The sequence below is a fragment of the Burkholderia sp. Bp8998 genome, assembly GCF_003854235.1.
GTDB lineage: Bacteria > Pseudomonadota > Gammaproteobacteria > Burkholderiales > Burkholderiaceae > Burkholderia.
On sequence record NZ_QTQF01000009.1, the window covers coordinates 1 to 24,775 of the forward strand.

Here is a 24,775-nt window from a genome sequence, read left to right on the forward strand (position 1 = left end):
AGCTGCGAACCCTGTGCGGCCATCACGGCCGGGCTCGTGTAGTTTTCCGACGCGATCAGCTCGATGTGATCTTCCTGCCGGCGGTTCTCGTCCTGAATGGCAGTCCAGAGTTCCGAATCGACGTCGGCGACGGTGCTGGTAGTGCGATTGAACATGATGATTGATCAAAAGAGAGTGATGGATTGACCCTGGTAGGCCGGACTTGCCCGGACCCGCGAAGTCGAGCGCCGGAGCGGCGCCCGATGACGTCGACAACCATGCCGCCCCGCGATGCCGGCTGAACGGTTATTCGGCATTGCCATTCCAGCAGACGCAAATTCGTTCAGATAGAAGGATTACGACAATCCGCTAGGACGCATCGCGCGGCGAACCGGCAAAAAAAATCGAAGGTCCGCATCGCTGCGGTACCTTCGACAGAACTTGCCGCTCCTGGAGAGGTCGTGCCTGGCCTATGGCTTCTTGAGAATATGGGGCCTAAACAGCGGAGAAACCGTTATCGACGAACAGATGGGTGCCGCTGACGAAGCTCGATTCGTCCGACGCCAGGAACAGCGCGGCCGCGGCCACTTCCGACGGCTCGCACAGCCGGCCTTGCTGCACCGCGATGGCCGCTTCGGTCGCGTCCACACCCATCGCCTGCAGGTCCTTCAGCTCGCGCATCCCGTGCGGCGTGCGGATGAACCCGGGCGCCAGCGCGTTGCAGCGGATGCCGCGATCGCGGTATTCGACGGCGATCGCCCGCGCGAACATGTGGCATGCGCCCTTGGTCGCGTCGTACAGCACCTCGCCCGGCGTCGCGCAGACGGCCGAGATCGACGACGTGCAGACGATGCTGCCGCGCCCCTTTTCCAGCATCTGCGGCAGCACCGCCTTCGTCATCAGGAACATGCTCTTCACGTTCACGCCCATCAGCCAGTCCCATTCCGACTCTTCGATGTCGAGGAACGGTTTGACGATCAGCGTGCCGGCATGATTGAACAGGATGTCCGCATTGCCGTACTGCTGGCGGGCCGCGTCGACCGCCTGCTGCACGTCCGCCTGCCTCGACACGTCGGCGCCGAGGCCGATCGCCTGCAAGCCCGCATCGCGCAGCCGCGCCGCGAGCGTTTCGGCCGCGTCGCCGTCGCGGTCGATGATCGCCACCTTCGCGCCCTGCGCGGCGAACAGTTCCGATGCGGCGGCGCCGCATCCGCCCGCGCCGCCGCTCACGATGGCGACCTTGCCGGCCAGGCGCCCGTCAATCTTGACATTCATGCGTCGTTCTCCAGTCTGGTTCGTTCGGACCACTCAGCTGAACAGCGTCCGAAGATGATCGTTGAGGAAATGGCCTTCTGGGTCCACGCTGCGGCGCAGTTCGCGGAATGCCTCGGCCTTCGGGAACCAGCGGTCCACGTCGTCGCGGTTCGTGAAGTGCAGCTTGCCCCAGTGCGGACGCGAGCCGTAGTCGCGCAGGATGTCGTCGACGTCCTTCAGGAACGGCCAGTAGTCGACGCCGTTCGGACCGCCCGAGCACGAGATCGTCACGCTGTCCTGATGGTTGAATGGGCTGATCCACGCCGGATCGCCCTTCGTGAAGCGGTACTCGACCGGGAAGAGGCAGTCCTGGTGCTTCGTGAGGATCAGCTCACGCACGCGGCGCAGCGCTTCCTTGCCGTGTTCGGCGGGCACCGCATATTCGAGTTCGTGGAAGTTCGCGACGTAGTGAATCGCATAGACCTCGGCGCTGTACGCGATCTTCTCGTGCTCGCCTTCGAAGAACGTGCGTTCGTCGGTGAAGTCCATCACCTTGATTTCGCACACGTCGTAGTCCTTCTTCGAGTTCGACACCTTCGTGGTGTCGGGCAGGCAGTACAGGTGACGGCTTTCGGACGTCGGGCACCAGAAGAACCCGAAATGGCGATGCTTCGCCGCGAGGTCGTCGTACTTTTCCATCAGCGCCTCGAAATCCTCGCGCCACACGCGGTCGTGCAGCCAGAACGCGTCGGTCACCTGCAGCGTCAGCTCCGACACCACGCCGAACATGCCGATGTTCACCTGCGTCGCGTGCAGCAGGTCGAGGTCACGCTTGTCGCTCACTTCCATGATCGAGCCGTCCGGGCGGACGATCCGCATTCCGACGACCTGCGACGACAGGTTGCCGAGCGTCGTTCCCGTGCCGTGCGTGCCGGTTGCGAGCGCACCGGCAATGGCCTGCGAATCGATGTCGCCCTGGTTGACGAGCGAGAAACCGATTTCCTTCAGATGCCGCGTCACCGCGTTGATCCGCGTGCCGGCCTTCACCGTCACGCGCTTCTGCTGCTCGTCGACCGCGACGATGCCCTGGTAGTCCTTCAACGACAGCAGCAGGCCGCTCGTCGCGACGACCGGTGTGAACGAATGTCCCGATCCCGAGCATCGGACGTTCTTGCCCTGGCGGGTCGCGGCCTGCACCAGCTCGGCAATCTCGGCCTCGCTGGTCGGCGACGCCATGTGCGCCGCGACGCACGACTGATTGCCTACCCAGTTCCGCCAGAATCCGCCACGTGGAAGCTCCATCGATATCTCTCCAGAAGTGCGCCGGCGGGTCCGCGCCGGCAGGCGTGTTCGGTTCGGCCGGCTGCGAAGGGATGCTTTCCGCGCCGGCGCGATGCATTGCGTTCATGCCAAAGGTAGTGCGCCGGCCGGCTTTTCACTATCGGATTTCGGCAAGCGCGGGTTTCCACCGGAAATCGGGCCGCCGGGCTTTTTGACCGGTGCGTCCAGCGGCTACAATGAATCGATCCGGCCCGCCCCCTCCCGACCCCGATGACGCCGTCCGCCGATCCGAGCGATTTTCCTGGCGCCCCGCCGTTCGCACGCGCGGTGGCGTTCTGCGCGTTCACCGACGTGGAGGAACAGGCACGGATCTTCGACGGTTGGGACCTCAACTACACGCAGATCTCGGGCGGCCTGTTTCATGGTTCGTCGTCCATCGTGTCGCTCGGCGGCATCCGGTTGCTGGTCGAAGACCTCGACAAGGTGATCCTGCAGCAGGGCGCGGTGCCGTCGGACCGCATCGCGGTGGCCGTGCCGCTGGAGCTCGAAGGCCATGCGCGCATGTGCGGCGAAAAGAGCAGCCGCGACAGCCTGCACGTGTTCTCGAGCCAGCGCTCGTTCGAGTTTTATTCACCCGACCGGCACGTGCTCGTGAACGTCGAGATCGAGCCCGACAAGCTGTCGACGCAGGCGCTGCGCACGCTCGCCGCGTCGCTGCGCGCGCGCACCTTCGCGCCGCTGATCCCGATGACGACCCAGGTCGCGGACCGCCTGCGCGACCTGCTGCGCCACACGATGGCCGCGGCCGCGAAAAGCGCGACGATCGAGGACGTGACGACGCAGGCGCGGATCGAACTGCTCGAGCGAACCGTGCTGTATGCGATTTCCGAAGCGATGACGGTGCCCGCGCCGGACGCGGATGCGCTCGCGGCGCGGCCGACGAAGTACTGGTCGCTCGTCAACGCCGCGCGGGAGCGGCTGCAGGATGCATCGACGTGCCCGCTGTCGATCGCCGAACTGTGCGTGCAGCTCGGCATCAGCCGCCGCACCGCGCAATACGCGTTCAACGACACGCTCAACCTGAATCCGATCGCGTACCTGCGCGCCGTCCGGCTGAATCACGTTCGCCGCGAGTTGCGGCTCGGGGGGGCCGTGACGTCGGCCGCGACGAAGTGGGGCTTCTGGCACCTGAGCAGCTTTGCGCAGGACTACCGCGCGATGTTCGGCGAATTGCCGTCGGCGACGGCGCGGCGTTACGCGCACCGGGAAGCCTGAGTGTCGATCGTGCGCGATGCGATGCGGGGCACGGCTTCGCGTCGGCTGTACGCGTACTGAGGAACTTCGATGAAGAAAGCCGCGGCCGAACGTGCGCCGCGGCATTTCGAAAGCAGGCCACCGCCACAGTCAGGCGGCCGACACCCACCGGCACCGGCCGTCCTCCCGCGCACGACCTCGCTACACCGTCACTCCTGCTGTTCCTGCTGCGCCTGCACCTGGCGCTGCTGGATGAACTGCCGCACATCGCTCATCGTCACGCGACCGGTGTGTTTCGCATCGATCTCGTCGAAGTGCTTCGCGACGAACCCGAGCCCGCTGCTTTGCGCCTGCGCTTTCGTCACGGCCGCGCCGTTGCTCAGCACCGTGTTGCCGCCGAGCCGGGCATCGACGCGCTTCTGCGCCTGCTGCTGCAGCGTCGCGCCGGTCGACGGTAAGACCGGCGCCACGCGGGTCGAGGGAAAGAACGGACCGTCGACGCCGTGCCCGCCGTGCGGCAGCTTCACCGGCGCCACCGCCTGCGGCGGCAGTGCATGGGCGCTGCTCATCACGGCACCGAGGACGATCAACGGAGACATACGCCGCATCAAGTTGATTAGGGACATGATCACTCGCATTCAATGGATGAATAGAGGGTTCCTTTTCGCAAGGAGTCCGTCGTTTACGGTGCCGCTGCCAGCGCGGTCGCGGCCGTCGCGCCCGGCACGCTGCCGGTCGGCGTGCCGGCCGGGTTCTCGTCCGGCCACGGCGGCGGCAGCGTGCGCAGCGTCAGCGCGGTCGGAATCCGCCTGCCCTGATAGAAGGTCTTCAGGTCGCGCTTCATCTGCGGACGGGCCACGTCGTCCAGATACGTCATGTGCCCGCCCTGGAAGAAGTTCACCTGCAGCTTCGGGTTCAGCCCCTTCACCGTCTGCAGCCGCGCGAGTTGCTTCTCGGTGTTGAAGAACGGTGTCGCCAGGTCGTGGAGGCCGTTCTCCGCGAGCACGTGGAGCTTCGGATTGAGCTGCAGCGCGCCGAGCAGATCGGGGATCGTGTCGGGCATCGGCTGGCCGTCATGCGAGAAGTCCCACACCTGGATGATGTTGTCGTTCAGCGGCAGGTAGGTCGCGTTCGGCGCGGAGTAGCCGAGGTAGTCGGGCATCTGCGTCGCGAGCGCGTTCGTGAACGGCTGCGAGATCAGGATGTCCGACGGGTCGCCGTCCGTTTGCAGCCGCGGATCGGCGTTCGGCAACGACACGCGTCCGTCGTAGCGGCCGATCGTCGTGCCCGGCAACAGGCTCGTGCCGAACGGATTCGCGTTGAAGTAACCGCGCAGCGCCTGCTGCGTCAGGCTCGACGGGATCGACCACAGCTGCAGCGTCGCATCGCTCGGGAACACCGGCGTGCCCAGTGCGTCCGGAATGCCGAGCTGGCTCAGCACCCACGACTGCGAGTACTGTTGCAGCTGGTTGTAGATCAGCGTCGTGAACAACTCCGTCTGCAGTGCGTACAGATAGGGGTTGACCGGCGCCGGCGACACCTGGTTGAAGTACTCCGCGACCGCCGCATAGCCGGGCAGGTAGCCTGCCACCGTATCGGTGTCGAGCAGCAGCCCTTCGGTCGACTGCGTGATCGCCACCGCTTCCACCGCATCGGCGAAGTAGTTCAGGATCGCCGATTGCAGCACGATCCCCGTCAGGTGCACGCCGGCCGATTCGAGCGCCAGCGCGAGCATGTCGGTGCGCGGCGTGCCGTACGATTCGCCGTACAGGTAGATCGGCGACGTGCCGCGGCTGTTGACGTTCAGGTAGCGCTGGATGAAGTCGCGCATGATGTTGACGTCCGCGTCCGACCCCCAGTACTTCTGGTTGGTGTTCGGCAACACGGCTTCCGACAGCCCGGTGCCCGGCGGGTCGATGAACACGAGGTCGGTCGTGTCGATCAGGCTTTCCGCGTTGTCGACGAGCGGATAGTTCGGCCAGTTGTTGCCGAACAGAGGATCGGGCGTGGCGACGCGCGTCGGCGCGAACGAGCCGAGCCGCAGCCAGATCGACGACGAGCCCGGGCCGCCGTTATAGACGAACGTGACGGGGCGCGGCTTGCCGTTCGTGCTCGGCGCGGTGTACGCGACGTACGACATCGACGCTTCCGCGTTGCCGTTCGCGTCCTGCGCGGTCAGGTGGCCGGTGGTCGTCGTGTAGCTGACCGTCGTGCCGCCGGATGTCCACGGGTAATGCATCACCGCCGCCTTCTCCGAGACCTGCGCGGCCGCGAGGCCGTCGGTCGCGTTCATCGAATAGGCGACGGGGTCGACGTAAGGCTGGTTCGCCGCCGGCGTCTGGCTGCCGGCCGCCTGTTGCGCGCTGGCCTGCTGGCTGGCGGTGGCCTGCGCGAGGCTCGACGCGCCGACCGACGACGAATCGTCGCCGCCGCAGCCCGCGAGCATCAGGGTCAAGACGGTCAATGCGCCTAGCCCGGCCCGCCGGCCGCGACGTTCGCGGCGGCTGCCGGTACTGCTCCTGTCTGGTTTCATGCGTCTATCCTTGTGTTGGGTCGGATACCGCTTCACACAGGCCGCCATCGCCGGCGAAAAACGCGCAGGCATACCCGCCACTCGCGTTGCACGATCGGCAGACGACGGTTGGGGATTGGACTTCTTCGAGAGACTGAACGTGATACAGACACAGCAAACTGCTGGCGGAGAATGATGCGAGAACGCCGCCCCCTTTGCAGTTTTGACGACTTTTGTATGACGAAAATTTACGACATCACAAAAATAGGCGGTGCTGCACCGCGTTGTCAAAGATCATTCCGATATTAAAAAATCTCTTATGATGCGAACGGAGATAAGTGTCTGGATTTTGAAAGAAAACACGATGGTTCGCGTTACCGGCGTTGCACGAGCCGTTTCGTATTGAATGGCGCCGCCTTCGCGCTTGTCGCCGGGTAATTTACGGGATCGGGTGCCGTACCGTGCATGCCTTCAGATCGACAGGATTTTTCTTTCATTTTAATTATCCTTGGTCGATTGGCTTGAATCGTTGAATAAAAGCCGGCGTCGCTCACAAAATACCGACTCCATTAATCTGCCGAGCGAGCAGTGGAATTATTTACATGGCATCGAAATAAATCGCCGACGCTCGAACGGCATTAATGCGTGATCCTCGGGTATTCGCAACGAAGAGGCGATCATTCGCGCTGCGCGTTCCGGATCGCGTTGCAGCGATCGCGAACCGGGAACGTGATGCATGGGGGGGAAGGGAGAAATCGCGTGCGCGAGCGGCAGCGCCACCGCTCACGCGACGACGTGCGGCAACGCCGCACGCCGTCGTTCGGACGTTCGACCGGCGATCAGCGCCCGCCGCCCGGCAGCGCGATATCGATCAGCACCGGATCGTGATCCGACGAACGATAGGCATCCGGCGCGTAGAAGGTCTTCTGCTGCTCGGTCGACTTGTACGCGAGCGTGTACTGCAGCGCGAGCGGCTCGTCCGCATTGATGTGCCATTCGTGCACGGCCTTCACGTGCGATGCGAGCGGCAGCGACGCGAGCGCGTGATCGAGGTAGCCGGCTTCGCCGCTGTACACGTAGCTGTACGCGTTCGCGCCGATCCAGCGCGACACGAGGTTGCGGTAGCCGCGCGATTCGAGCAGGCGGATCGGGTCTTCAAACGTGTAGCTGTTGAAGTCGCCGATCAGCAGCGTGCCCTGCCCCGCGACACCCGTCGGCGTGCCGGCGAGCCAGTCGGCCAACTTCGCGGCCGCGCGCGTGCGCGTCGGATTCCAGCAGCCCTGGCCGTCGCCCTGGTCGAGGTCGTCGTTCGCCGCGTCCGGGCAGTTCTTCGACTTCAGGTGGTTGACCGCGATCGTCAGCGCCTGCTTGCCGCCGATCCGGCGGAACGACTGCGCGAGCGGCTGGCGGTTCTTGTCGTCGATCGCGAGCGTCGACGCGCGGCCGACGGGTTCGACCGCGCGGCTGTCGTAGATCATCGCGACCGCGATCGCGTCGCCGCCGAGGCGCGACGTGCCCGGGTCGACGACGCGCCAGTTGCTGCCGAGCTTCGCCGCGAGCTGACGCACCGCGCTCAGTTCGCCGTAGCCGTTGTTCTGGATTTCCATCAGGCCGATCACGTCGGCGTCGAGCGCCTTCAGCGCGCTGACGATCTTCGCTTCCTGACGCTGGAATTCCGCGTAGTTCTTCGCGCCGCGGTTGGCCGGATCGTCGAAACCGCCGCCGAGACCGTTGCCGTTGAAGTAGTTGAGGACGTTGAACGACGCGACGCGCAGGTTCGATTTCGGATCGCGCGCCGGTGCGTGGGTACGCGGGTTCGAACGCGTGTCGAACGCCGGCGCGGCCGCGCCGGGCAGCGGCTGCACGCGCCATGCGCCGTAGCGCACTTCGAGCACGCCTTCGACGTTACGCACGGTGTAGCCGGAGCGCAGCGTATTCGCGGCCGACAGCTCCGGCGCCGGATACGGCACGGTTGCCGGGTTCTGCTTGTTCGAGCCGTCGTCGAGAATCAGCCGGTTGCGTGCGTTCGCATCGATCTGCGTCCGCGCCTGCGACGGCGGCACCACGCTCGTCGGCGTGCGCAGGCGGCCATTGCTCAGCATCACGCTGCCGTAGCGGCCGAGCTCGTAGTTGTCGGTGACGGTGAGCGTCTGCGGCAGGCGCACGAGCATCCCTTCATACGCGGCGAACGTGCCCGGGTTGTCGACCGGCAGCGTGAGCGTCGCCGGCGTGGCCGTCTGGCTGTTCGCGCACACCGCGATCGCGCCCGACAGCGTGAGCTGCGTCTGCCCGTATTTTTCCTCGACCTTGCCGGTCACGTGCACGAGATCGCCAGCCTTCGCGCGCGCTTTCGGCGCATAGACGAACAGGCCTTCGGACACGCCCGGCTGGTTCCGGCGCTGCGCGTCGGCCTGCTGGACGAAGAAGCCGCCGAAGCCGTCCGTGCCGCCGAAATCGGCGGTGACGACCGCTTCGATCGACACGTTCTGGCCGGCGAGCGGCGACGGCGCACCCGGCCCCTGGATGTCGGCGATCGGTGTCGTGCTGCCGCCGCAGTTCGGGCTGACGGGGGCGGCGGTGGCGGCCAGGACGGGTGCGGCAAGCGTGGGCAGCAGCAATAGCGGGGCAAACAGACGGATGGTCGAGCGCATGACGGGGAATCCCGGTTGTGAGGGTGGCGAAAGCTTAGCGGCGCTCGGTGACAGTTTTTAGTAACCGAAAGACAGATGACTGTAATTTTCGGCCTCGCTCCACGATGGCGACCGGCCTCCGCACGAGCGATCGAAAAGCGGGAAATCGTCTGACAAGAACCGCCCCTGTCCCGACGATTTCCCGGTGCCGGCTTCGCCCGCCGGCCGTGGTGCTAAATCGTCCCCGGCAACGCGCTCGACGCGAGCAGCGCCGCCACCATCAGCACGCCGGCGAGCACGACCGCCTCGATCCGCAGCACCGCGCCGAACCGGCGCAATGCGACGACCGGGACCGCCACCGCCGGATCCTTCAGCGCGGCCATCAGCTTCGGCATCCCGAAGAACCGGTTGTGTCCGCCGAGCGCCGCCGCGATCAGCACGAGGGCGAGCTTGAGCAGCAGGATCTGTCCGTACGTCGACGTGAAGAGGTTGTCCGCCGTATCGACACCACGCCACCCGTTGTACGCGCCGGTCGCAAACAGCACGGCCAGCGCAACGGTCGACGCATCGGAAAGCGCTTGCACGAACGACGCGCCGGTCGTGCGCTCGCTCGCGGGCATCCCGGCGAATCGCGACATCACGCCGAATGCCGTCACGAACACGAGCCCGACCCACGCGCTGATCGCCAGCAGATGCAGCCAGTCGACCCACACCGGCACGCTGAACAGCCCCGCATCAACCGGATGCCCGCCGTTGCTGCGCGCCAGCGCGACGCCCGCGAGCGCGGCCCACAACGCGAACGGAAAGCGCGCATCGGTCACGCGCCGCAGGAACGACAGCAGCACGACGACGGCCATGAACGCGGCGCCGGCCAGCCACGCATGACCGAACCCGGTGCCGGCCAGCATCGAGCGAACGGCCGGCCCCGCGTCGAGCAGCGGCACTTCGCTCATCAACGCGCAGTGCGCCCAGAACGCCGTGATGCTCGCGAGCAGCGACACGACGGACGCAGCGCGCAGCGTCGCGACGAGCCGCCGCGCGATGTCGCGCTGCCATGCCGACGCACCGCGTGCGAGCCAGTGGCTGCCGAGCAGCGTGCCGACGACGACGGCGAACCCAGCGTTCTGGATCGCCACCGCCGCCAGCCGCAGCATGCCGACGAAGCCTTCGTTCACCCTTTCACCTTGAACGTATAGGTGCCCTTGGTGCGATGCGCATCGGCCGTCATCGCCGCCCACTGCACGGTGTACGCGCCCGGCGCGAGCTTCGGCAGCGCGACGGTCATCACGCGCGGCGTCGCCGGATCGACTTTCGCCTTGTCGTGCGCGACGGGCTTGCCGTTCGCGTCCGACACCTTCACCGAGCTGAACGTCGGTTCGAGGTCTTCGTTGAACGCAAGCCGCAGCGTGTCGGGGGCTGCGTCGACCGTGCCGCCGGTCGCGGGCGTCGCGCTTTCCAGCTTGCCGTGCGCCGAGGCCGCCACCGGCGCGGCGGCGATCAGCGCGCCGGCCGCGACGAAGCGCACGAGCCGCGTGAGTGTCGTGATCGTCGTGTGCATGGTCGGGCCCGCCATCACGGCTTGCGCAGTTCGACGACGGTCAACGCACCGCCCACGTCCTCGGCGACGAAGTCGATCTTGTCGCCGGCCTTGACCTGCGACACCATCGCCGGATCCTTCACCTTGAACACCATCGTCATCGCGTCCATCCCGAGGTTCTCCAGCGGGCCGTGCTTGATCGTCAGCTTGCCCGCGGCCGTGTCGACCTTGCGGATCTCGCCGTGCGACATCGCGCGGGTCGCGGCGGCGCCCTGCTTCGCGTTGCCGCCCATGTCCATGCCGGCCATGTCGCCGGCCGCGTATGACGCGACCGAAAACACCAGCGCGCAACCCGTTGCAATCGAAACCAGTTCCTTCTTCATCGTGTGTGCTCCATCCAGAGTGAGTGAAATGAAACCGGCGGCCGCATCGTCACGGCCGCCGCGTGCTGCGTGCCGCTCAGCCGTCCGGCAATTCACCGGTGTATTCGTACGCGACCGTGCCCTTCGGATGCCGGTACCAGCCCGGATCGCGATAGTCGTTGCGGCCGAGCCCTTGCCGCACCTTGCAGACCGTGAACATGCCGCCCATCTCCAGCGGCCCGAACGGGCCGGTGCCCGTCATCATCGGCAGCGTGTTGTCGGGCAGCGGCATCTCCATGCCGCCCATCGCGCCGCCCGTGCTGCCCATCGCCATGTAGTCGGGCACGAGCTTGCCGATGCGCTGCGCGAGATCCTTCTGCGGCACGCCGATCAGGTTCGGCACCTGATGGCCCATCGCATTCATCGTGTGATGCGACTTGTGGCAATGGAACGCCCAGTCGCCGGGGCGATCGGCGGTGAACTCGATCGCGCGCATCTGGCCGACCGCGACGTCGGCCGTCACCTCCGGCCAGCGCGCCGCCGGCGGGATCCAGCCGCCGTCGGTGCCGGCGACCTCGAAGCTGTAGCCGTGCAGGTGGATCGGATGGTTCGTCATCGTCAGGTTGCCGAAACGAATCCGCACGCGGTCGCCTGCCCGCACCGGCAGCGGGTCGATGCCCGGGAACACGCGCGAGTTGAACGTCCACATGTTGAAGTCCGTCATCTCGTTCACACGCGGCGTGTAGCTGCCCGGATCGATGTCGTACGCGGCGAGCAGGAACACGAAGTCGCGATCGACCGGCATCGTCGCGCGATCCTTCGGGTGCACGATGAACATGCCCATCATCCCCATCGCCATCTGCACCATTTCGTCGGCGTGCGGGTGATACATGAACGTGCCGTGCGCCTCCAGCTGGAACTCGTAGACGAAGGTCTTGCCGGGCGGGATATGCGGCTGCGTGAGGCCGCCGACGCCGTCCATCCCGTTGGGCAGCCGCAGCCCGTGCCAGTGGATCGTCGTGTGCTCGGGCAGCCGGTTGGTCACGAAGATCCGGACCTTGTCGCCTTCGACGGCCTCGATCGTCGGGCCCGGCGACTGGCCGTTGTAGCCCCACAGGTTCGCATTCATCCCGGGCGCCATCTCGCGCACGACGGGTTCTGCCGTCAGGTGGAACTCCTTCCAGCCGTTCTTCATCCGCCACGGCAGCGTCCAGCCGTTCAGCGTCGCGACGGGCGTGTACGGGCGGCCGTTGGGCGGCACGAGCGGCGGCTGCGTGACGGCCTTCGCCATCGTGGGCGCCTCGGGCAGCGACGCCGCGCCGGCCTTGCTGACCATCGCCGCACCGAGCAGCGCGGCGCCCGAGCCGCTGAGAAATTGTCGACGGGACACCATGTCAATGACCTTCCGGATGCGTTGCGGGCGCCGGTTGCGCCACGGGTGAGGAAGCCGGCTGCGAAGCAGCGTCGGGCGTGGATGCGGCGGGAGCGTTGGCGTGCGGCGTTGGCGGCGTTGGCGGCGTTGGCTGCATTGGCTGCGTTGCCTGCATTGGCTGCATTGGCTGCGTTGCCTGCGTTGCCTGCGTTGCCTGCGTTGCCTGCGTTGCTTGCGTTGCTTGCGTTGCTTGCGTTGCTTGCGTTGCTTGCGTTGCTTGCGTTGCTTGCGTTGCTTGCGTCGACTGCGTCGACTGCGTTGCCTGCGTCGTCGGCAGCCGGCCGCCGACGGCCGCCTGCAGATCGGTTTCGGCGAGCCAGTAGTCCTTCAGCGCATCGATATAGCCGTTGACCGCGCCGACCTGTTCGCGCGAATCGGCCAGCAGCTCGAACACGCTCGCGAGCATCCCGTTGTAGCGCAGCAGCAACTCGTCCGAGATCGTCTTGCGCAGCGGCACGACTTCGTCGCGATAGTGCTTCGCGACGTCGTAGCTCGTCGCGTACGCCGCATACGATTCGCGCACTTCCGAGCGCGCGTCGATCGCCGTCTGCGCGAGCCGGTTCGCCGACTGCATGTAGACGGCCTCGGCGCGCGCGACCTTCGCGCCGCCCCAGTCGAACAGCGGAATCTCGACGCCGATCTCGAAGCCGTGCTCGTGACCCTTGCCGGTCTCGTAGTTGTTCACGTAGCCGAGATCGACCGCGCTGACGAAACGCGTCGCCTTGCTGAGCCCGAGCGACGACGCGACACCCTGCGTCTGCAGCTTCGCGGCCTGGATGTCCAGCCGGTTGCTCATCGCGTAGTGTTCGAGATCGGGCAGGTCGGGGCGCGCCTTCGGCAGGTCGGGCAGGCGCTCGGGCAACGAATACTGCATGCGCTCGCCCCACAGCCCCATCGCACGCGTGAGCTTCTCGCGCGCGGCCACGGCCTGTTGCCGCGCCTTCGCCTGCTGCGCGACCGCGTCCGCATGGAATGCCTGTTCGCGTGCGTAGTCGAGCCGGCTGAAGTTGCCGGCCTGCCGCATGCGCACCGCGAGTTCGGCGGCCGCGCTCGCCGCGTCGCGCACCTGTTGCGCATAATTCGCGGCCTGTTCGGCGGCGACGGCTTCGACATACGCACGGCGCGCAGTGGCCGCGACCTTCAGCATCGCGTCAGCCGTTTCGAGCTTGGTCTGCTCGAAGCGGCGGCGTTCGATGTTCGTCGCGAGCGGCAGCGTCAGCAGCGCGAACACGTTGGCCGAGAACGTGCGGCCGAGGCTCAGTTCGCCGTCGCCGGCCCGCGTGCGGCTGAACGAGAAGCGCGGGTTCGGCAGCCGGCCGGCCTGCACGAGGTCGGCCTCCGACAGCCCGAGTTCCGCGTACGACGCCTGCAGGCCACGGTTGTTCAGCAGCGCGAGCTGCACCGCGTCGTCCATCGACAGCGGTTTCGCGAGCAATTCCTTGGTCCGCTTGTCGACGGTTTCGCGGTCGGCGTCCGTCCTGACGATGACAGCGTCCTTCCCGATGCGCTCGGATGCGGCGGACGACACGGCGTCGAAGCCGCCGTCCTTCGAGAACGTCGTGCAGCCGGCGAGGAATGCCAGCACGAGCACGGTCGCGCCGAAGCGCGGTGAAATCGCGAGTCTCGTCATTGCGCGGCCCCTCCGTGCATCGAATGGGCAGCGCCGCCCGCCGGATTTCCGGGCTTCGCGTGTCCGGTCGTGGGCCCCTTCGCGGGTCGCTCCATCACGTCCCGGTTCAGTTGCTTCCAGCCCGGGCCCGCGTCGTCCTGATACGGCACGTAGCCGTCGAACGCGGACGTCACCGTGACGTCCGGCACCGACGCGGCCGCATCGGCCGGATCGGGAAAGGCGGTTTGCGCGGGCGCGAGCGACGGCACGAGGCTCGCCGCGCCAAGCAGCGCCGCAATGATCAATCGCATGAATGTTTCTCGTCGTGAGTCGTGCGGCGGACGTCGAATGCCCGTCGGCACGGTTTGCGGATCGCGGCCGGTGGCCGCGGGCAGGGACTAGACGGGAAGCCGGCGCGGCGGCCGGTCGATGCCGCCGGTCAGGAACGACACGACGACGGTTGACGGCGCGAAAGAGACGATCGCGACGCCGATGTCCGGCGCGACGGACACCGCGGGCACCTCCGCCATGCCCGTACCGAGACAGCAGGCGCCGCAGGCGGAGCAAGACGTCGCGTGCCGTGCGTGGTTGTCGTGCTCATGCTGTCCGCCGTGCGCGCGCTGCATCGCATGCGGCGCAGCCGGGCCATCGGCGCTCGCCCCATCCTCCGCATGCGGCACCGCAGCGACCGCGCCCGCGCACTGCATCGACACGGTCGCGAACGACTGGATCGGCAGGCTCAGCGCCAGCAGCACGACGAGGATGAATTTGCGCCAGTACGACATGGATGCGGAATCAGGCAGACAATGACCGGATGAACGGGAGCGGCGCCGCGACGGCGCGCTCCGGACACAAGACGGTCGCAGCTTATCGCCGCCGGCGTGACGACGACATGACCGAAACATGACCGGATTTTCTTGACGTCCCCCCACTGCCTAAAGGCAGGGGATTCCCACTACTGGCGATGCACGTCCGCATCGGAGAGTGTTCAACGCAGCATTGGTATCGCGATCATGCTCGACACCACAGTCACTGCAGGCCCACGCTCTTATTCGCAGTCCCGCGATACCTTTCGGCCGCGTCGTGCTGTCTTTCGACCCACACGCCGAACAGGACTGGGTAGAACCGCTTTCGTCCACTTCCTCGAACGTGGCCCCGTGCGCCATCGCCTTGTAACGGAGCTTGTCCCGGAAGGACGACCAGGATGCGTCGCAGACACTCTTCGCCAGCCTGGTTCTGGCGAGTTTCGAGGCCGACACGTTGCCGACCGCGATGTAATCGAAGCGCCGCACCAGATCGAGCGCGAGTTTGTGCTGGAAATCGGCGCGGGCGTTCGCCACCCGTGCGTGCAGCTTCGCGATATGCCGCTTGTGCTTTCGCGCCCGCTGCGCCTTCGCCAGCCTGTCGGCCGCGCGGCGGCCGAACTGGTCATTGGGCAGCTTCTCGCCGGTCGAAAGTGTGGCGAAGTCTTTCAGACCGAGGTCGATGCCGACGCCGGAACGGATCGGGCGCGCCTGAACATCGGGCATTTCGATCACGATGTTGAGGAACCAGTTGCCGCGCGCATCCTGCGCAAAATTGGTTCCGTCCTTGATCTTGCCGTCGGGAAGCGGGCGGCTGCTGAACACACGGATCGTATTGCCGGCAAAGCGGAACGCGTCACCCTCGCGTTTCAGGTCGCGGCCCTTCAGCGGCACCCAGCCCAGCGATTTTCTGCCGCGATAGCGCAAGTAGGGGCGACGGTGCTGGCTGCGCGACTTCGCGTATTGCTCGCATGTTGCGTTGACCGTGCCGGAATGGATGCCGAGTTCCTTGCTGCTGCCGGTCGTCAGCACGTTCAGGTCGAAACCCGTCGGCCACTTCTTGCTCCACTTGAGCGCGTGCTTCTGCGTGTCATTGCAGAAGTTCCACACGTAGTTCACCGCACGGCTCTGCTTGTTAAGGAGTCCGTGGAGCGACTTCACCCGGTAGCGGTAGACAAGGATCATGCCGGTCATTGTAGCGTTGGAATGCCGTCTGTCGACGGCGCTCCTTTCCTCCCCGCCATGAATGGCGAGGTTTCTCGGAGCAACTGATGAAGCGCGGCACGGCACCGCCAACCCGCTTCATGACAATCCCGTCATCCACCGGTCATCTTTCGCGCACGCGCGGCGCCGTAAGCTCACGCGTTACACTGACCGGCTGGAATCACGAACGGCCTGCTCCACCATGCGGATACTGATAGTCGAAGACGAACCCAAGATGGCGTCGTACCTCCGCAAGGGGCTGACGGAGGCGAGCTACACGGTCGACGTGGCCGAGAACGGCCAGGACGGGCTGTTCCTCGCGCTGCACGAGGATTTCGATCTCGTCGTGCTCGACGTGATGCTGCCGGAGCTGGACGGCTTCGAGGTGCTGCGGCGGCTGCGCGCGCAGAAGCAGACGCCGGTGCTGCTGCTGACGGCCCGGGAGGCGGTCGAGGACAAGGTCGCGGGGCTCGAACTGGGTGCCGACGACTACCTGCTCAAGCCGTTCGCGTATGCGGAGTTCCTTGCCCGCATCCGTTCGCTGCTGCGGCGCGCGCCGCGCAATGCGCGCGAGATCCTGCAGGTCGCCGATCTCGAAGTCGACCTGATCAAGCGCCGCGTGCGGCGCGCCGACACCCGCATCGACCTGACCGCGCAGGAGTTCGCGCTGCTGCAGCTGCTCGCGGAACGCGAGGGCGAGGTGCTGACGCGCACCTTCATCACGTCGCAGATCTGGGACATGAATTTCGACAGCGACACGAACGTCGTCGATGCGGCGATCAAGCGCCTGCGCGCGAAGATCGACAACGCGTACGAGAAGAAGCTGATCCACACGATCCGCGGGATGGGCTACGTGCTCGAGGATCGCGCGTGAGCGGCGGCCCCGCGCCCTATTCGCTGCTCCGGCGCCTGACGCTCGCGTTCGCCGTCGTGGCCGCGCTCGTGTTCGCGCTGACCGGCGCGTACCTGTATCGCTCGCTGTCCGCCGAATTGACCCGGCGCGACGACATCGAGATCGCGGGCAAGCTCAACCAGTTCCTGCAGCTCGCGCACGCAAGCGGCTCGACGGCCGCCCTGCGCGCCGATCCGGCCGTCTTCCATGAGGTGCTGCTGTCGCATCCGGGCGTCTATCTCGGCATCTACGACGGCGCGAACCACCCGCTCGTCGAACACACCGACGAAGCCGGCCACACGCTCGCATCGGTGATCGCACGACCGCAGCCGGCCGGTGCATCGGCCGCGGCCGCCGGCCCGTTCACCTGCTCGCCGCCCGGCATCGGCACGTCGCGCTGCATCCGTGCGCGCGCCACGCTGCCGTCGGGCGAAACCATCCAGGTCGCGCTGGCGCGCACGGCGACCGATCGCCAGTCGCTGCTCGAAAGCTATCGCGTCGACATCTGGCTCGCGGCCGCGCTCGGCGCGCTGCTGGTCGGCGCGCTCGGCTATGCGGTCGCGTCCCGCGGCCTGCGTCCGGTCGAGAGCCTCGGCCGGCAGACGTCGCGCATCGAGGCGCACAACCTCAACGCGCGTCTCGACGCGCGCGGCGGCCCGGTCGAGCTGCACGAGCTCGCCACGTCGGTCAACCGGATGCTCGACCGGCTCGAGCGCGCGTTCGTGCGGCTGTCGCAGTTCTCGTCCGATCTCGCGCACGACATGCGCACGCCGCTCGCGAACGTGATCAGCTCGTCGCAGGTCACGCTGTCGCGTGCCCGCACCACCGAGGAATACGAAGCGCTGATCGATTCGAACATCGAGGAGTGCGAACGGCTGCAGCGGATGATCGAGAACATGCTGTTTCTCGCGCGCACGGACAACGCGCGGCAGCACCTGAAGACCGCCGAACTCGACGCGGGCAACGAACTGCGCCGGCTCGCATCGTATTTCCAGGCGCTGGCCGACGAGGCCGGCGTGCGCCTCGACGTACACGGTGAAGCGCCGGTCGTCGCGGACGCGACGCTGTTCCGCCGCGCCGTCAGCAACCTCGCGTCGAACGCGCTCGAACATGCGGAAGCCGGGTCGACGATCGAGCTGGCCGTATCGACCCGGCCCGGTTACGCGGTCGTCGAAGTCACGAACCGCGGCGTGGCGATTCCGCCCGAACAGATCGAGCGGATCTTCGAGCGCTTCTACCGGATCGATTCGTCGCGGCACGGCGCGGCGCGCAACGCGGGGCTCGGGCTCGCGATCGTCAAGTCGATCGTCGAACTGCACCGCGGCAAGGTCGAGGTCGCGAGCCGCGACGGACGCACGACGTTCGCGCTGTATTTCCCGGCCCGTGCTTCGTGACGCTGCGTGACGCGTGGATGATGCCGCCGCGCGAGCATGCCGATTGCTTCCCGGTATTGCATATGCATCCGTCGTAACGCGGCTTACCGCCCAGAATGAACGGGTACGACCGCACGAACTTGCCGAAAGCAGCCGGCTCGGCTAGACTGCTTTTCGTCTTTGGGGAGTAGCCTGCTTTCCATCCCCGGAAAGCGAACGCGTCAACACACTCGGCTTGCGGCCGTGGCGCGTTCGGCCGAATCGGTCTGGCGAGACCATGGACGCATTGCGTCGTTCCTGGTCGGACGTCGGCAGATGCGTCATGGTTCGTCCACGTCCGACCACGGAGTCTCCATGTTCCTCCCGATCTTCCCCTCACGTATCGCCACAGCCCGCACGCATGCCTGCGGAGGTGCCGCATGACGCTGATGCTCGTCGAACTGGCGTTCATGCTGATCGTCATCCTGGTCGCGGCCGAACTCTTCACCAATGCGCTCGAACATCTCGGCGAACGGCTGAAGATATCCGAAGGCGTGACCGGTTCGCTGTTCGCGGCCGTCGGCACCGCGCTGCCCGAAACGATGGTGCCGCTGCTCGCGCTCGCGGGCGGCACGTCGAACGCGACCGTGAACGAGGAGATCGGCGTCGGCGCGATTCTCGGCGCGCCGCTGATGCTCGCGACGCTGACGACCTTCCTGATGACGCTCGCCGTAATCCGCACACGCGGCCTGACCGGCACGATCGCGCCCGAGCGGACCGGCTTCGTGCGCGACCTGAACTACTTCATCGCCGCGTTCGCGCTCGCCACCGTCGCGATGTTCGTCCCGCATCACGTATGGGCCGTCCGCGCGCTGCTCGCCGTGATGCTGGTCGGGATCTACGTGACGTATGTCGTGATGACGTTCCGCGCGTCGACGCAGCTCGTCGATGCCGGGCACGGCACCGAAGCGCCGCACGCGATGTTCCTGTCGCGCGTCGGGCTGCCGACCAACCTGGCGACCATCGCGCTGCAGCTCGCGCTCGGCGTCGCGCTGCTCGTCGGCGGGGCGAAGGGCTTCATTCATGGCGTCGAAGGCGTGTCGCACCTGCTCGGCATCTCCGCGCTGCTGCTGTCGCTGATCATCGTGCCGATCGCGACGGAGTTGCCGGAGAAGGTCAACAGCGTGCTGTGGATCCGCCGCAAGAAGGACACGCTCGCGTTCGGCAACATCACCGGTGCAATGGTGTTCCAGGGCACGCTGCTGCCGGCGATCGGCATCATGCTGACGCCGTGGGAGCCGCGCCCCGAAGTGCTGACCGGCGTGGTCATCACGCTCGCGGCCGCCGTCTGGCTGCGCATCAATGCCCGCGCGCGCGGGCTCGCGATCTGGGCGCTGCTGGCGAACGGGGCCGGTTACGTCGGCTACCTGTTCGTGACGCTGACACGCTGAAACGCCGGATCGGGCGCAATCGGGTGCGTCGTCCGGCGGATGCGCGCACCCGACCGCCGCTCACGCAGCTGCATCGCGCTTCGCTGCGCTCGATGCAGGCGGCCACGCCGCCCGCATCCCCGCGCTTACGACGCCTTCACGAGCCTGACGATCGTCAGCGTGCCGTTGACGTTCTCGACGCGCACCTTCACCTTGTCGCCCACGTGAACCTCGGCGAGCATGGCCGCGTCCTTCGCCTTGAACGCCATCGTCATCGGCGGCATCCCGACGTTCTCGAGCGCGCCGTGCTTCAGCGTGATCTTGCCGCTCGCGGCATCGACCTTCTTCACTTCGGCGTCGGTGAGGGCCGTGTTCGACTCGGCCGCGTCGCCCGACGACATCTTCATGCCGGACATGTCCATGCCCGACATGTCGCCCGCGGCAAGCGCGGGGACGGTGAACGCGCCGGTCGCGAGAATAGCAGCGGCGGTGGTAATCAATTGATTCATCTTCATCGGGATTCTCCGGTTGGGGTGGACGGCACGTTCATGCCATGAGGAACTGCATCGGAATGCCGCTGACGGCTCGTGCTTCGCGCGCGACGGCGCTGCAGCAGTAACCATGCGGCGGGAATGACGAACATCGACAGCAGCGGCGCGGTGACCATCCCGCCGACCATCGGCGCGGCGATCCGCTGCATCACTTCGGAACCGGCGCCGTGTCCGACCATGATCGGCACGAGGCCGGCCAGCACGACGGCAACCGTCATCGCCTTCGGCCGCACGCGCAGCACCGCGCCTTCGCGAATCGCATCGAGCAGCACCGCATCGGTCAATGGCTCGCCGGCGTCGAGGCGGCGCTGCAGCGCGCCCTTCAGGTACAGCAGCATCACGACGCCGAACTCGGCGGCCACGCCCGCCAGCGCGATGAAGCCCACCGACGTCGCGACCGACACCGCGTGGCCCAATGCCCAGACGAGCCAGAAGCCGCCAACCAGCGCGAACGGCACCGTCGACATCAGCAGCAGCGCATCGACCGCCGAGCCGAACGTGACGAACAGCAGCAAGAAGATCACGACGAGCGTCACCGGCACCACGGTGCGCAGCGTCGCCGCCGCGCGTTCGAGATACTCGAACTGCCCCGACCACGCGATCGAATAGCCGGGCGGCAACGCGACCTGTTGCGCGACCGCCTGCTGCATCGCGCGAACCGCGGTGCGCAAATCGGTGCCGCGCAGGTCGACGTACACGTAGCCGGACAGCCGCGCGTTCTCGCTGCGGATCATCGGCGGCCCGTCGGCGATCGCGACGCGCGCGACGTCGCCGAGGCGGATCTGCGCGCCGCGCGCGGTGACGACCGGCAGTTGCCGCAGGTTCTCGAGCGAATCGCGGATCTCGCGCGGATAGCGGATGTTGATCGGGAAGCGCTCGCGCCCCGCGATCACTTCGCCGACATCCTCGCCGCCGACCGCCGACGCCACCACCGACTGGATGTCGGCCACCGACAGCCCGTAGCGCGCGGCCGCGAGCCGGTCGATATCGACGTCGATGTAGCGGCCGCCGTTCAGCCGTTCCGCGAGCGCGGACGTGACGCCCGGCACGCGTTTCACCGCCGCCTCGACCTGCGTCGCGATCGCGTCGATCCCCGTCAGGTCCGGCCCGGAAATCTTCACGCCGACCGGCGTCTTGATGCCGGTGGACAACATGTCGAGCCGGTTGCGGATCGGCGGCACCCACACGTTCGACAGGCCCGGCACCTTCACGGTGCGATCCAGCTCGTCGACGAGTTTCTCCGGCGTCATCCCGGGCCGCCACGCGCTGCGCGGCTTGAAGCGGATCGTCGTTTCGAACATCTCGAGCGGCGCGGGATCGGTCGCCGTATCCGCGCGCCCCGACTTGCCGAACACCGTGTCGACCTCGGGCACGGTCTTGATCAGCCGGTCGGTCTGCTGCAGCAGTTCGCTCGCCTTGTCGGCCGAGATGCCCGGCAGCGCGGTCGGCATGTACAGCAGGTCGCCTTCGTCGAGCGGCGGCATGAACTCGCCGCCGAGCCGCGACAACGGCACGGCCGTCAGCAACAGCGCGACGAGCGCGACGCCGATCGCGAACCACGGGCGCCGCAGCGTCGCTTCGAGCAGCGGCCGGTACACGCGGATCAGCACGCGGTTGATCGGGTTCGCATGCTCGGGCGGAATGCGGCCGCGCACGAGATACCCCATCAGCACCGGCACCAGCGTCACCGACAGCCCGGCCGCGGCCGCGATCGTATAGGTCTTCGTGAACGCGAGCGGCGCGAACAGCTTGCCCTCCTGCCCTTCCAGCGAAAACACCGGAATGAACGACAGCGTGATGATCAGCAGCGAGAAGAACAGTGCCGGCCCGACCTCCGCGGCCGACGTCGCGACGAGCTCCCAGCGGCGCGCGGCCGTGATCGGCTCGCCGGGATGCGCGTGGCCGTATGCCTCGAGATGCTTGTGCGCGTTCTCGATCATCACGATCGCCGCGTCGATCATCGCGCCGATCGCGATCGCGATGCCGCCCAGCGACATCAGGTTCGCGTTCACGCCCTGGTAGCGCATCACGATGAACGCAGCCAGCACGCCGAGCGGCAGCGACAGGATCGCGACGAACGCGCTGCGCAGGTGGAACAGGAACACCGCGCAGACGATCCCGACGATCACGAACTCCTCGATCAGCTTGTCCCTGAGGTTGTCCACCGCGCGCTCGATCAGCTGCGAGCGATCGTAGGTCGTGACGATCTCGACGCCGGGCGGCAGCGAACGCTTCAGGTCGGCGAGCTTCGCCTTCACCGCGTCGATCGTCGTCAGCGCGTTCTTGCCCGAACGCATCACGACGACACCGCCCGTCACCTCGCCCTGCCCGTTCAGCTCCGCGATCCCGCGCCGCATCGCCGGGCCGACCTGGATGCGCGCGACGTCGCCGAGCAGCACCGGCGTGCCCGCGTCGTCGGTGCGCAGCACCACGTGCCGGAAATCGTCGAGCGTGCGCAGGTAGCCGGTCGAACGCACCATGTACTCCGACTCGGCCAGCTCGACGACCGAACCGCCCGACGCCTGGTTGGCCTTGCCGAGCGCGTCCGCGACCGCCGCCTGCGTGATGCCGTACGCGCGCAGCTTGTCCGGATCGAGCACGACCTGGTACTGGCGCACCATCCCGCCGATGCTCGCCACTTCCGACACGTCCGGCACGGCCTTCAGCTCGAACTTCAGGAACCAGTCGTTCAGCGCGCGCAGTTGCCCGAGGTCGTGGCGGCCGGTGCGGTCGACGAGCGCGTACTCGTACACCCAGCCGACCCCGGTCGCGTCCGGCCCGAGCGACACGGTCGCGCCAGCCGGCAGCCGGCTCTGCACCTGGCTCAGGTATTCGAGCACGCGCGAACGCGCCCAGTACGGGTCGGTGTGGTCGTCGAACAGCACGTAGACGAACGCGTCGCCGAACGACGAGTACGCGCGCACGGTTTTCGCGCCCGGCACGCCGAGCAGCGTCGTCGTCAGCGGATAGGTCACCTGGTCCTCGACGACCTGCGGCGCCTTGCCCGGATACGACGCCTTGACGATCACCTGCGTGTCCGACAGGTCGGGCAGCGCATCGAGCGGCGTCTGCCGCAGCGAATGGACGCCCCACGCCGCGATCAGCACGGTGGCGAGCAGCACCAGGAAACGGTTGCGGACGGACCAGCGAATCACGTGCGCGATCATGGCTGGCCTCCCAGCGGCTCGACCTTCGTCAACCGATAACCTTCGTCACCCTGCACGAACGCGAAGCGCACCGTCTGGCCCGGCTTCACGTCCGGGAACGCGGTAGCGGACGGCTTGCCGAAGGCCATCGTCATCGCGCCCCAGCCGAGTGCGGGCACGGGCCGATGCGAGAATGTGATGTCGTCGGCCGTGACGCTCTCGACCTTGCCGGTGGTCTCGTAGGTCGGCGCCGCCGCCTTCGGTGCCGACACGGGCACCGCCCCGCTCGCGCCGGCGCTGCTTGCCAGTCGCGGCAGCACGGACTTGAGGCTCGCTTCGGAATCGATCAGGAACTGCCCCGATGCGACGACCGTATCGCCTTCGCTCAACCCGTCGAGCACTTCCGTATCGCCGCCGACGTCGTTGCCCACCGTCACCGTCGCCGGCTGAAGACCGCCGTCGCCGCGCTTCACGATGACGATCGTGCGCTTGCCGGTTGCAATCACCGCCTCCGACGGCACGAGCAGGCGCGGCACCGCCTTCGGCCCGGCGACGCGCACGCGCATCAGCATGCCGGGCGTCAGCTTCAGCGACGCATTGTCGATCTCCAGCCGCGCCTGCAGCGTGCGGCTGCTCGTGCTGATGCCCGGCAGGATCTCGCGGATGCGCCCCGTGACGTGCCGCGACGGATCGCCCGCGAACGTCGCGTCGACCGGCATCCCCGGCTGCACGGTCAACGCCAGCGTCTCGGGAATCTCGACGATCAGCCACAGCGTCGACAGCCCCGAGATCCTGGCCAGCGTCTGCCCCGGCGCGACCATCGCGCCGTCACGCACGTTCAGCTCGCTGACGACGCCGGTTTCCGGCGCGGACAGCACGACGTGCGTCTGCACGCGGCCGGTGCGATCGAGGCTCGCGATCATGCCGTCCGGAATCGACAGCGCGCGCATGCGCGCACGCGACGCCTCGAGCAGATTGCCGTCCATCCCGCCGCGCTTCAGCGCGAGATATTCCTCCTGCGGCGCGAGCCAGTCGGGCACGTACAGCGACGCGATCGGCGCGCCCTTGTCGATGCGCTGCATCGGCGCCCGCGCGTACAGGCGATCGATGTAGCCCGTCACGCGCGACTGCACGACATCCGTGCGCGCCTCATCGAATTGCGTGGTGCCGACCGCGTCGAATCCGCCGGCCGTTTCCTGGCGCCGGACGGTCGCGTAGCGGATGCCGAGGTTCTGCTGCAGGCCGGGCTCGATCCGGATGCCTGACGTGCCGCCGCCTTCGTCCGCATAGACCGGTTGCAACTGCATGTCCATGAAGGGCGACTTGCCCGGCTTGTCGAAGTGCTGGTTCGGCACCATCGGATCGTGCCAGTACAGCACCTTGCGTCCGGTCGTCGGGTCGGGCTTGCCGGGCGATGCCGCGGCGGCTTCCGGCGCGACGCTTGCCGCATGGCGTGCGCCCGCGACATAGCCCGCGCCGAGCAGCGCCGCGGCGGCGAACGCCAGCAGCGCGGCACGGGCCAATGTTTGCTTCGTCATGTCGTTCTCC

The 24,775-nt window shown here is 67.0% G+C and carries 20 protein-coding genes, 1 pseudogene and 1 riboswitch; of the genes and pseudogenes, 4 read left to right on the top strand and 17 right to left on the bottom strand.

All coding sequences use genetic code 11. The features are described from left to right. The 3 genes and pseudogenes from glyA to DIE06_RS11805 form a co-directional block, all read right to left on the bottom strand. Positions 1–155 (bottom strand): annotated as a pseudogene (glyA, locus tag DIE06_RS11795) (serine hydroxymethyltransferase); the annotation flags it as partial. A gap of 319 nt (positions 156–474) precedes the next feature. Next, the gene (locus DIE06_RS11800; protein ID WP_124661572.1) at positions 475–1,254 is read right to left on the bottom strand and encodes an SDR family NAD(P)-dependent oxidoreductase; all 780 of its coding nucleotides are present in this window, start codon (positions 1,252–1,254) and stop codon (positions 475–477) included. 33 nt (positions 1,255–1,287) lie between these two features. Continuing rightward, the gene (locus DIE06_RS11805) at positions 1,288–2,535 is read right to left on the bottom strand and encodes a D-arabinono-1,4-lactone oxidase (protein WP_124661573.1); all 1,248 of its coding nucleotides are present in this window, start codon (positions 2,533–2,535) and stop codon (positions 1,288–1,290) included. Between the two features lie 249 nt (positions 2,536–2,784). Between DIE06_RS11805 and DIE06_RS11810 the strand changes: the two genes are divergently transcribed. Next, the gene (locus DIE06_RS11810; RefSeq protein WP_124661574.1) at positions 2,785–3,789 is read left to right on the top strand and encodes a helix-turn-helix domain-containing protein; all 1,005 of its coding nucleotides are present in this window, start codon (positions 2,785–2,787) and stop codon (positions 3,787–3,789) included. A gap of 188 nt (positions 3,790–3,977) precedes the next feature. Here the strand turns inward: DIE06_RS11810 and DIE06_RS11815 are convergent, their stop codons facing one another. The 11 genes from DIE06_RS11815 to DIE06_RS11870 all read right to left on the bottom strand — a co-directional run bounded on the left by DIE06_RS11815 (position 3,978) and on the right by DIE06_RS11870 (position 15,838). Continuing rightward, entirely contained in the window at positions 3,978–4,406 is a 429-nt protein-coding gene (locus tag DIE06_RS11815; RefSeq protein WP_124661575.1) for a 2-oxoglutarate dehydrogenase, read from the bottom strand. 44 nt (positions 4,407–4,450) lie between these two features. Next, on the bottom strand, positions 4,451–6,301 hold the full coding sequence (locus tag DIE06_RS11820) for a S10 family serine carboxypeptidase-like protein (RefSeq protein WP_124661576.1): 1,851 nt from the start codon (positions 6,299–6,301) through the stop codon (positions 4,451–4,453). A gap of 818 nt (positions 6,302–7,119) precedes the next feature. Next, on the bottom strand, positions 7,120–8,931 hold the full coding sequence (locus DIE06_RS11830; RefSeq protein WP_124661577.1) for an ExeM/NucH family extracellular endonuclease: 1,812 nt from the start codon (positions 8,929–8,931) through the stop codon (positions 7,120–7,122). A 212-nt stretch (positions 8,932–9,143) separates the two neighbouring features. Further along, positions 9,144–10,085: a CopD family protein gene (locus DIE06_RS11835; protein WP_124661578.1), complete on the bottom strand. Its 942-nt coding sequence runs from the start codon at positions 10,083–10,085 to the stop codon at positions 9,144–9,146. Then, a complete protein-coding gene (gene copC, locus DIE06_RS11840; RefSeq protein WP_185733391.1) occupies positions 10,082–10,468 on the bottom strand; it encodes a copper homeostasis periplasmic binding protein CopC in 387 nt (128 codons plus the stop codon). The genes DIE06_RS11835 and copC overlap by 4 nt, the downstream gene beginning before the upstream one ends. A 14-nt stretch (positions 10,469–10,482) precedes the next feature. Further along, entirely contained in the window at positions 10,483–10,830 is a 348-nt protein-coding gene (locus DIE06_RS11845) for a copper-binding protein (protein ID WP_124661580.1), read from the bottom strand. A 76-nt stretch (positions 10,831–10,906) separates the two neighbouring features. Further along, positions 10,907–12,202, bottom strand: coding sequence for a multicopper oxidase family protein (locus DIE06_RS11850; protein WP_124661581.1), 1,296 nt, complete (start codon positions 12,200–12,202; stop codon positions 10,907–10,909). A gap of 1 nt (position 12,203) precedes the next feature. Then, positions 12,204–13,871: a TolC family protein gene (locus tag DIE06_RS11855; RefSeq protein ID WP_124661582.1), complete on the bottom strand. Its 1,668-nt coding sequence runs from the start codon at positions 13,869–13,871 to the stop codon at positions 12,204–12,206. Then, positions 13,868–14,161 (bottom strand): hypothetical protein, encoded by a 294-nt coding sequence (locus DIE06_RS11860; protein ID WP_124661583.1) that lies wholly within the window; start codon positions 14,159–14,161, stop codon positions 13,868–13,870. The genes DIE06_RS11855 and DIE06_RS11860 overlap by 4 nt, the downstream gene beginning before the upstream one ends. A gap of 87 nt (positions 14,162–14,248) precedes the next feature. After that, positions 14,249–14,635, bottom strand: coding sequence for a hypothetical protein (locus DIE06_RS11865; protein ID WP_124661584.1), 387 nt, complete (start codon positions 14,633–14,635; stop codon positions 14,249–14,251). A gap of 150 nt (positions 14,636–14,785) precedes the next feature. Further along, positions 14,786–15,838, bottom strand: coding sequence for an RNA-guided endonuclease TnpB family protein (locus DIE06_RS11870; protein WP_124661701.1), 1,053 nt, complete (start codon positions 15,836–15,838; stop codon positions 14,786–14,788). A gap of 220 nt (positions 15,839–16,058) precedes the next feature. On the opposite strand from DIE06_RS11870, the gene DIE06_RS11875 reads away from it, so the two are divergent. The 3 genes from DIE06_RS11875 (at position 16,059) to DIE06_RS11885 (ending at position 19,551) form a co-directional block, all read left to right on the top strand. Continuing rightward, entirely contained in the window at positions 16,059–16,730 is a 672-nt protein-coding gene (locus tag DIE06_RS11875; protein ID WP_124661585.1) for a heavy metal response regulator transcription factor, read from the top strand. Further along, positions 16,727–18,142 (top strand): heavy metal sensor histidine kinase, encoded by a 1,416-nt coding sequence (locus DIE06_RS11880; RefSeq protein WP_124661586.1) that lies wholly within the window; start codon positions 16,727–16,729, stop codon positions 18,140–18,142. The genes DIE06_RS11875 and DIE06_RS11880 overlap by 4 nt, the downstream gene beginning before the upstream one ends. A gap of 149 nt (positions 18,143–18,291) precedes the next feature. After that, a riboswitch (yybP-ykoY riboswitch) is annotated at positions 18,292–18,467 on the top strand. A gap of 73 nt (positions 18,468–18,540) precedes the next feature. Beyond that, positions 18,541–19,551, top strand: coding sequence for a sodium:calcium antiporter (locus DIE06_RS11885; protein ID WP_124661587.1), 1,011 nt, complete (start codon positions 18,541–18,543; stop codon positions 19,549–19,551). A gap of 125 nt (positions 19,552–19,676) precedes the next feature. On the opposite strand, the gene DIE06_RS11890 is transcribed toward DIE06_RS11885, so the two are convergent. The 3 genes from DIE06_RS11890 to DIE06_RS11900 are packed head-to-tail and all read right to left on the bottom strand — an operon-like array spanning position 19,677 to position 24,765. Then, a complete protein-coding gene (locus tag DIE06_RS11890) occupies positions 19,677–20,045 on the bottom strand; it encodes a copper-binding protein (RefSeq protein WP_124661588.1) in 369 nt (122 codons plus the stop codon). Continuing rightward, positions 20,042–23,248, bottom strand: a complete 3,207-nt coding sequence (locus DIE06_RS11895) for an efflux RND transporter permease subunit (protein WP_124661589.1) — start codon at positions 23,246–23,248, stop codon at positions 20,042–20,044. Before DIE06_RS11895 ends, DIE06_RS11890 begins: the two co-directional genes overlap by 4 nt. Beyond that, positions 23,245–24,765 (bottom strand): efflux RND transporter periplasmic adaptor subunit, encoded by a 1,521-nt coding sequence (locus DIE06_RS11900; RefSeq protein WP_124661590.1) that lies wholly within the window; start codon positions 24,763–24,765, stop codon positions 23,245–23,247. Before DIE06_RS11900 ends, DIE06_RS11895 begins: the two co-directional genes overlap by 4 nt. Positions 24,766–24,775 lie beyond the last annotated feature (10 nt).

Bases quoted from the DNA above. Each gene is read 5' to 3' on its own strand.
- DIE06_RS11800 (WP_124661572.1), bottom strand. From the start codon at position 1,254: ATGAATGTCAAGATTGACGGGCGCCTGGCCGGCAAGGTCGCCATCGTG.
- DIE06_RS11805 (WP_124661573.1), bottom strand. From the start codon at position 2,535: ATGGAGCTTCCACGTGGCGGATTCTGGCGGAACTGGGTAGGCAATCAG.
- DIE06_RS11810 (WP_124661574.1), top strand. From the start codon at position 2,785: ATGACGCCGTCCGCCGATCCGAGCGATTTTCCTGGCGCCCCGCCGTTC.
- DIE06_RS11815 (WP_124661575.1), bottom strand. From the start codon at position 4,406: ATGCGAGTGATCATGTCCCTAATCAACTTGATGCGGCGTATGTCTCCG.
- DIE06_RS11820 (WP_124661576.1), bottom strand. From the start codon at position 6,301: ATGAAACCAGACAGGAGCAGTACCGGCAGCCGCCGCGAACGTCGCGGC.
- DIE06_RS11830 (WP_124661577.1), bottom strand. From the start codon at position 8,931: ATGCGCTCGACCATCCGTCTGTTTGCCCCGCTATTGCTGCTGCCCACG.
- copC (WP_185733391.1), bottom strand. From the start codon at position 10,468: ATGCACACGACGATCACGACACTCACGCGGCTCGTGCGCTTCGTCGCG.
- DIE06_RS11845 (WP_124661580.1), bottom strand. From the start codon at position 10,830: ATGAAGAAGGAACTGGTTTCGATTGCAACGGGTTGCGCGCTGGTGTTT.
- DIE06_RS11850 (WP_124661581.1), bottom strand. From the start codon at position 12,202: ATGGTGTCCCGTCGACAATTTCTCAGCGGCTCGGGCGCCGCGCTGCTC.
- DIE06_RS11855 (WP_124661582.1), bottom strand. From the start codon at position 13,871: ATGACGAGACTCGCGATTTCACCGCGCTTCGGCGCGACCGTGCTCGTG.
- DIE06_RS11860 (WP_124661583.1), bottom strand. From the start codon at position 14,161: ATGCGATTGATCATTGCGGCGCTGCTTGGCGCGGCGAGCCTCGTGCCG.
- DIE06_RS11865 (WP_124661584.1), bottom strand. From the start codon at position 14,635: ATGTCGTACTGGCGCAAATTCATCCTCGTCGTGCTGCTGGCGCTGAGC.
- DIE06_RS11870 (WP_124661701.1), bottom strand. From the start codon at position 15,838: ATGATCCTTGTCTACCGCTACCGGGTGAAGTCGCTCCACGGACTCCTT.
- DIE06_RS11875 (WP_124661585.1), top strand. From the start codon at position 16,059: ATGCGGATACTGATAGTCGAAGACGAACCCAAGATGGCGTCGTACCTC.
- DIE06_RS11885 (WP_124661587.1), top strand. From the start codon at position 18,541: ATGACGCTGATGCTCGTCGAACTGGCGTTCATGCTGATCGTCATCCTG.
- DIE06_RS11890 (WP_124661588.1), bottom strand. From the start codon at position 20,045: ATGAAGATGAATCAATTGATTACCACCGCCGCTGCTATTCTCGCGACC.
- DIE06_RS11895 (WP_124661589.1), bottom strand. From the start codon at position 23,248: ATGATCGCGCACGTGATTCGCTGGTCCGTCCGCAACCGTTTCCTGGTG.
- DIE06_RS11900 (WP_124661590.1), bottom strand. From the start codon at position 24,765: ATGACGAAGCAAACATTGGCCCGTGCCGCGCTGCTGGCGTTCGCCGCC.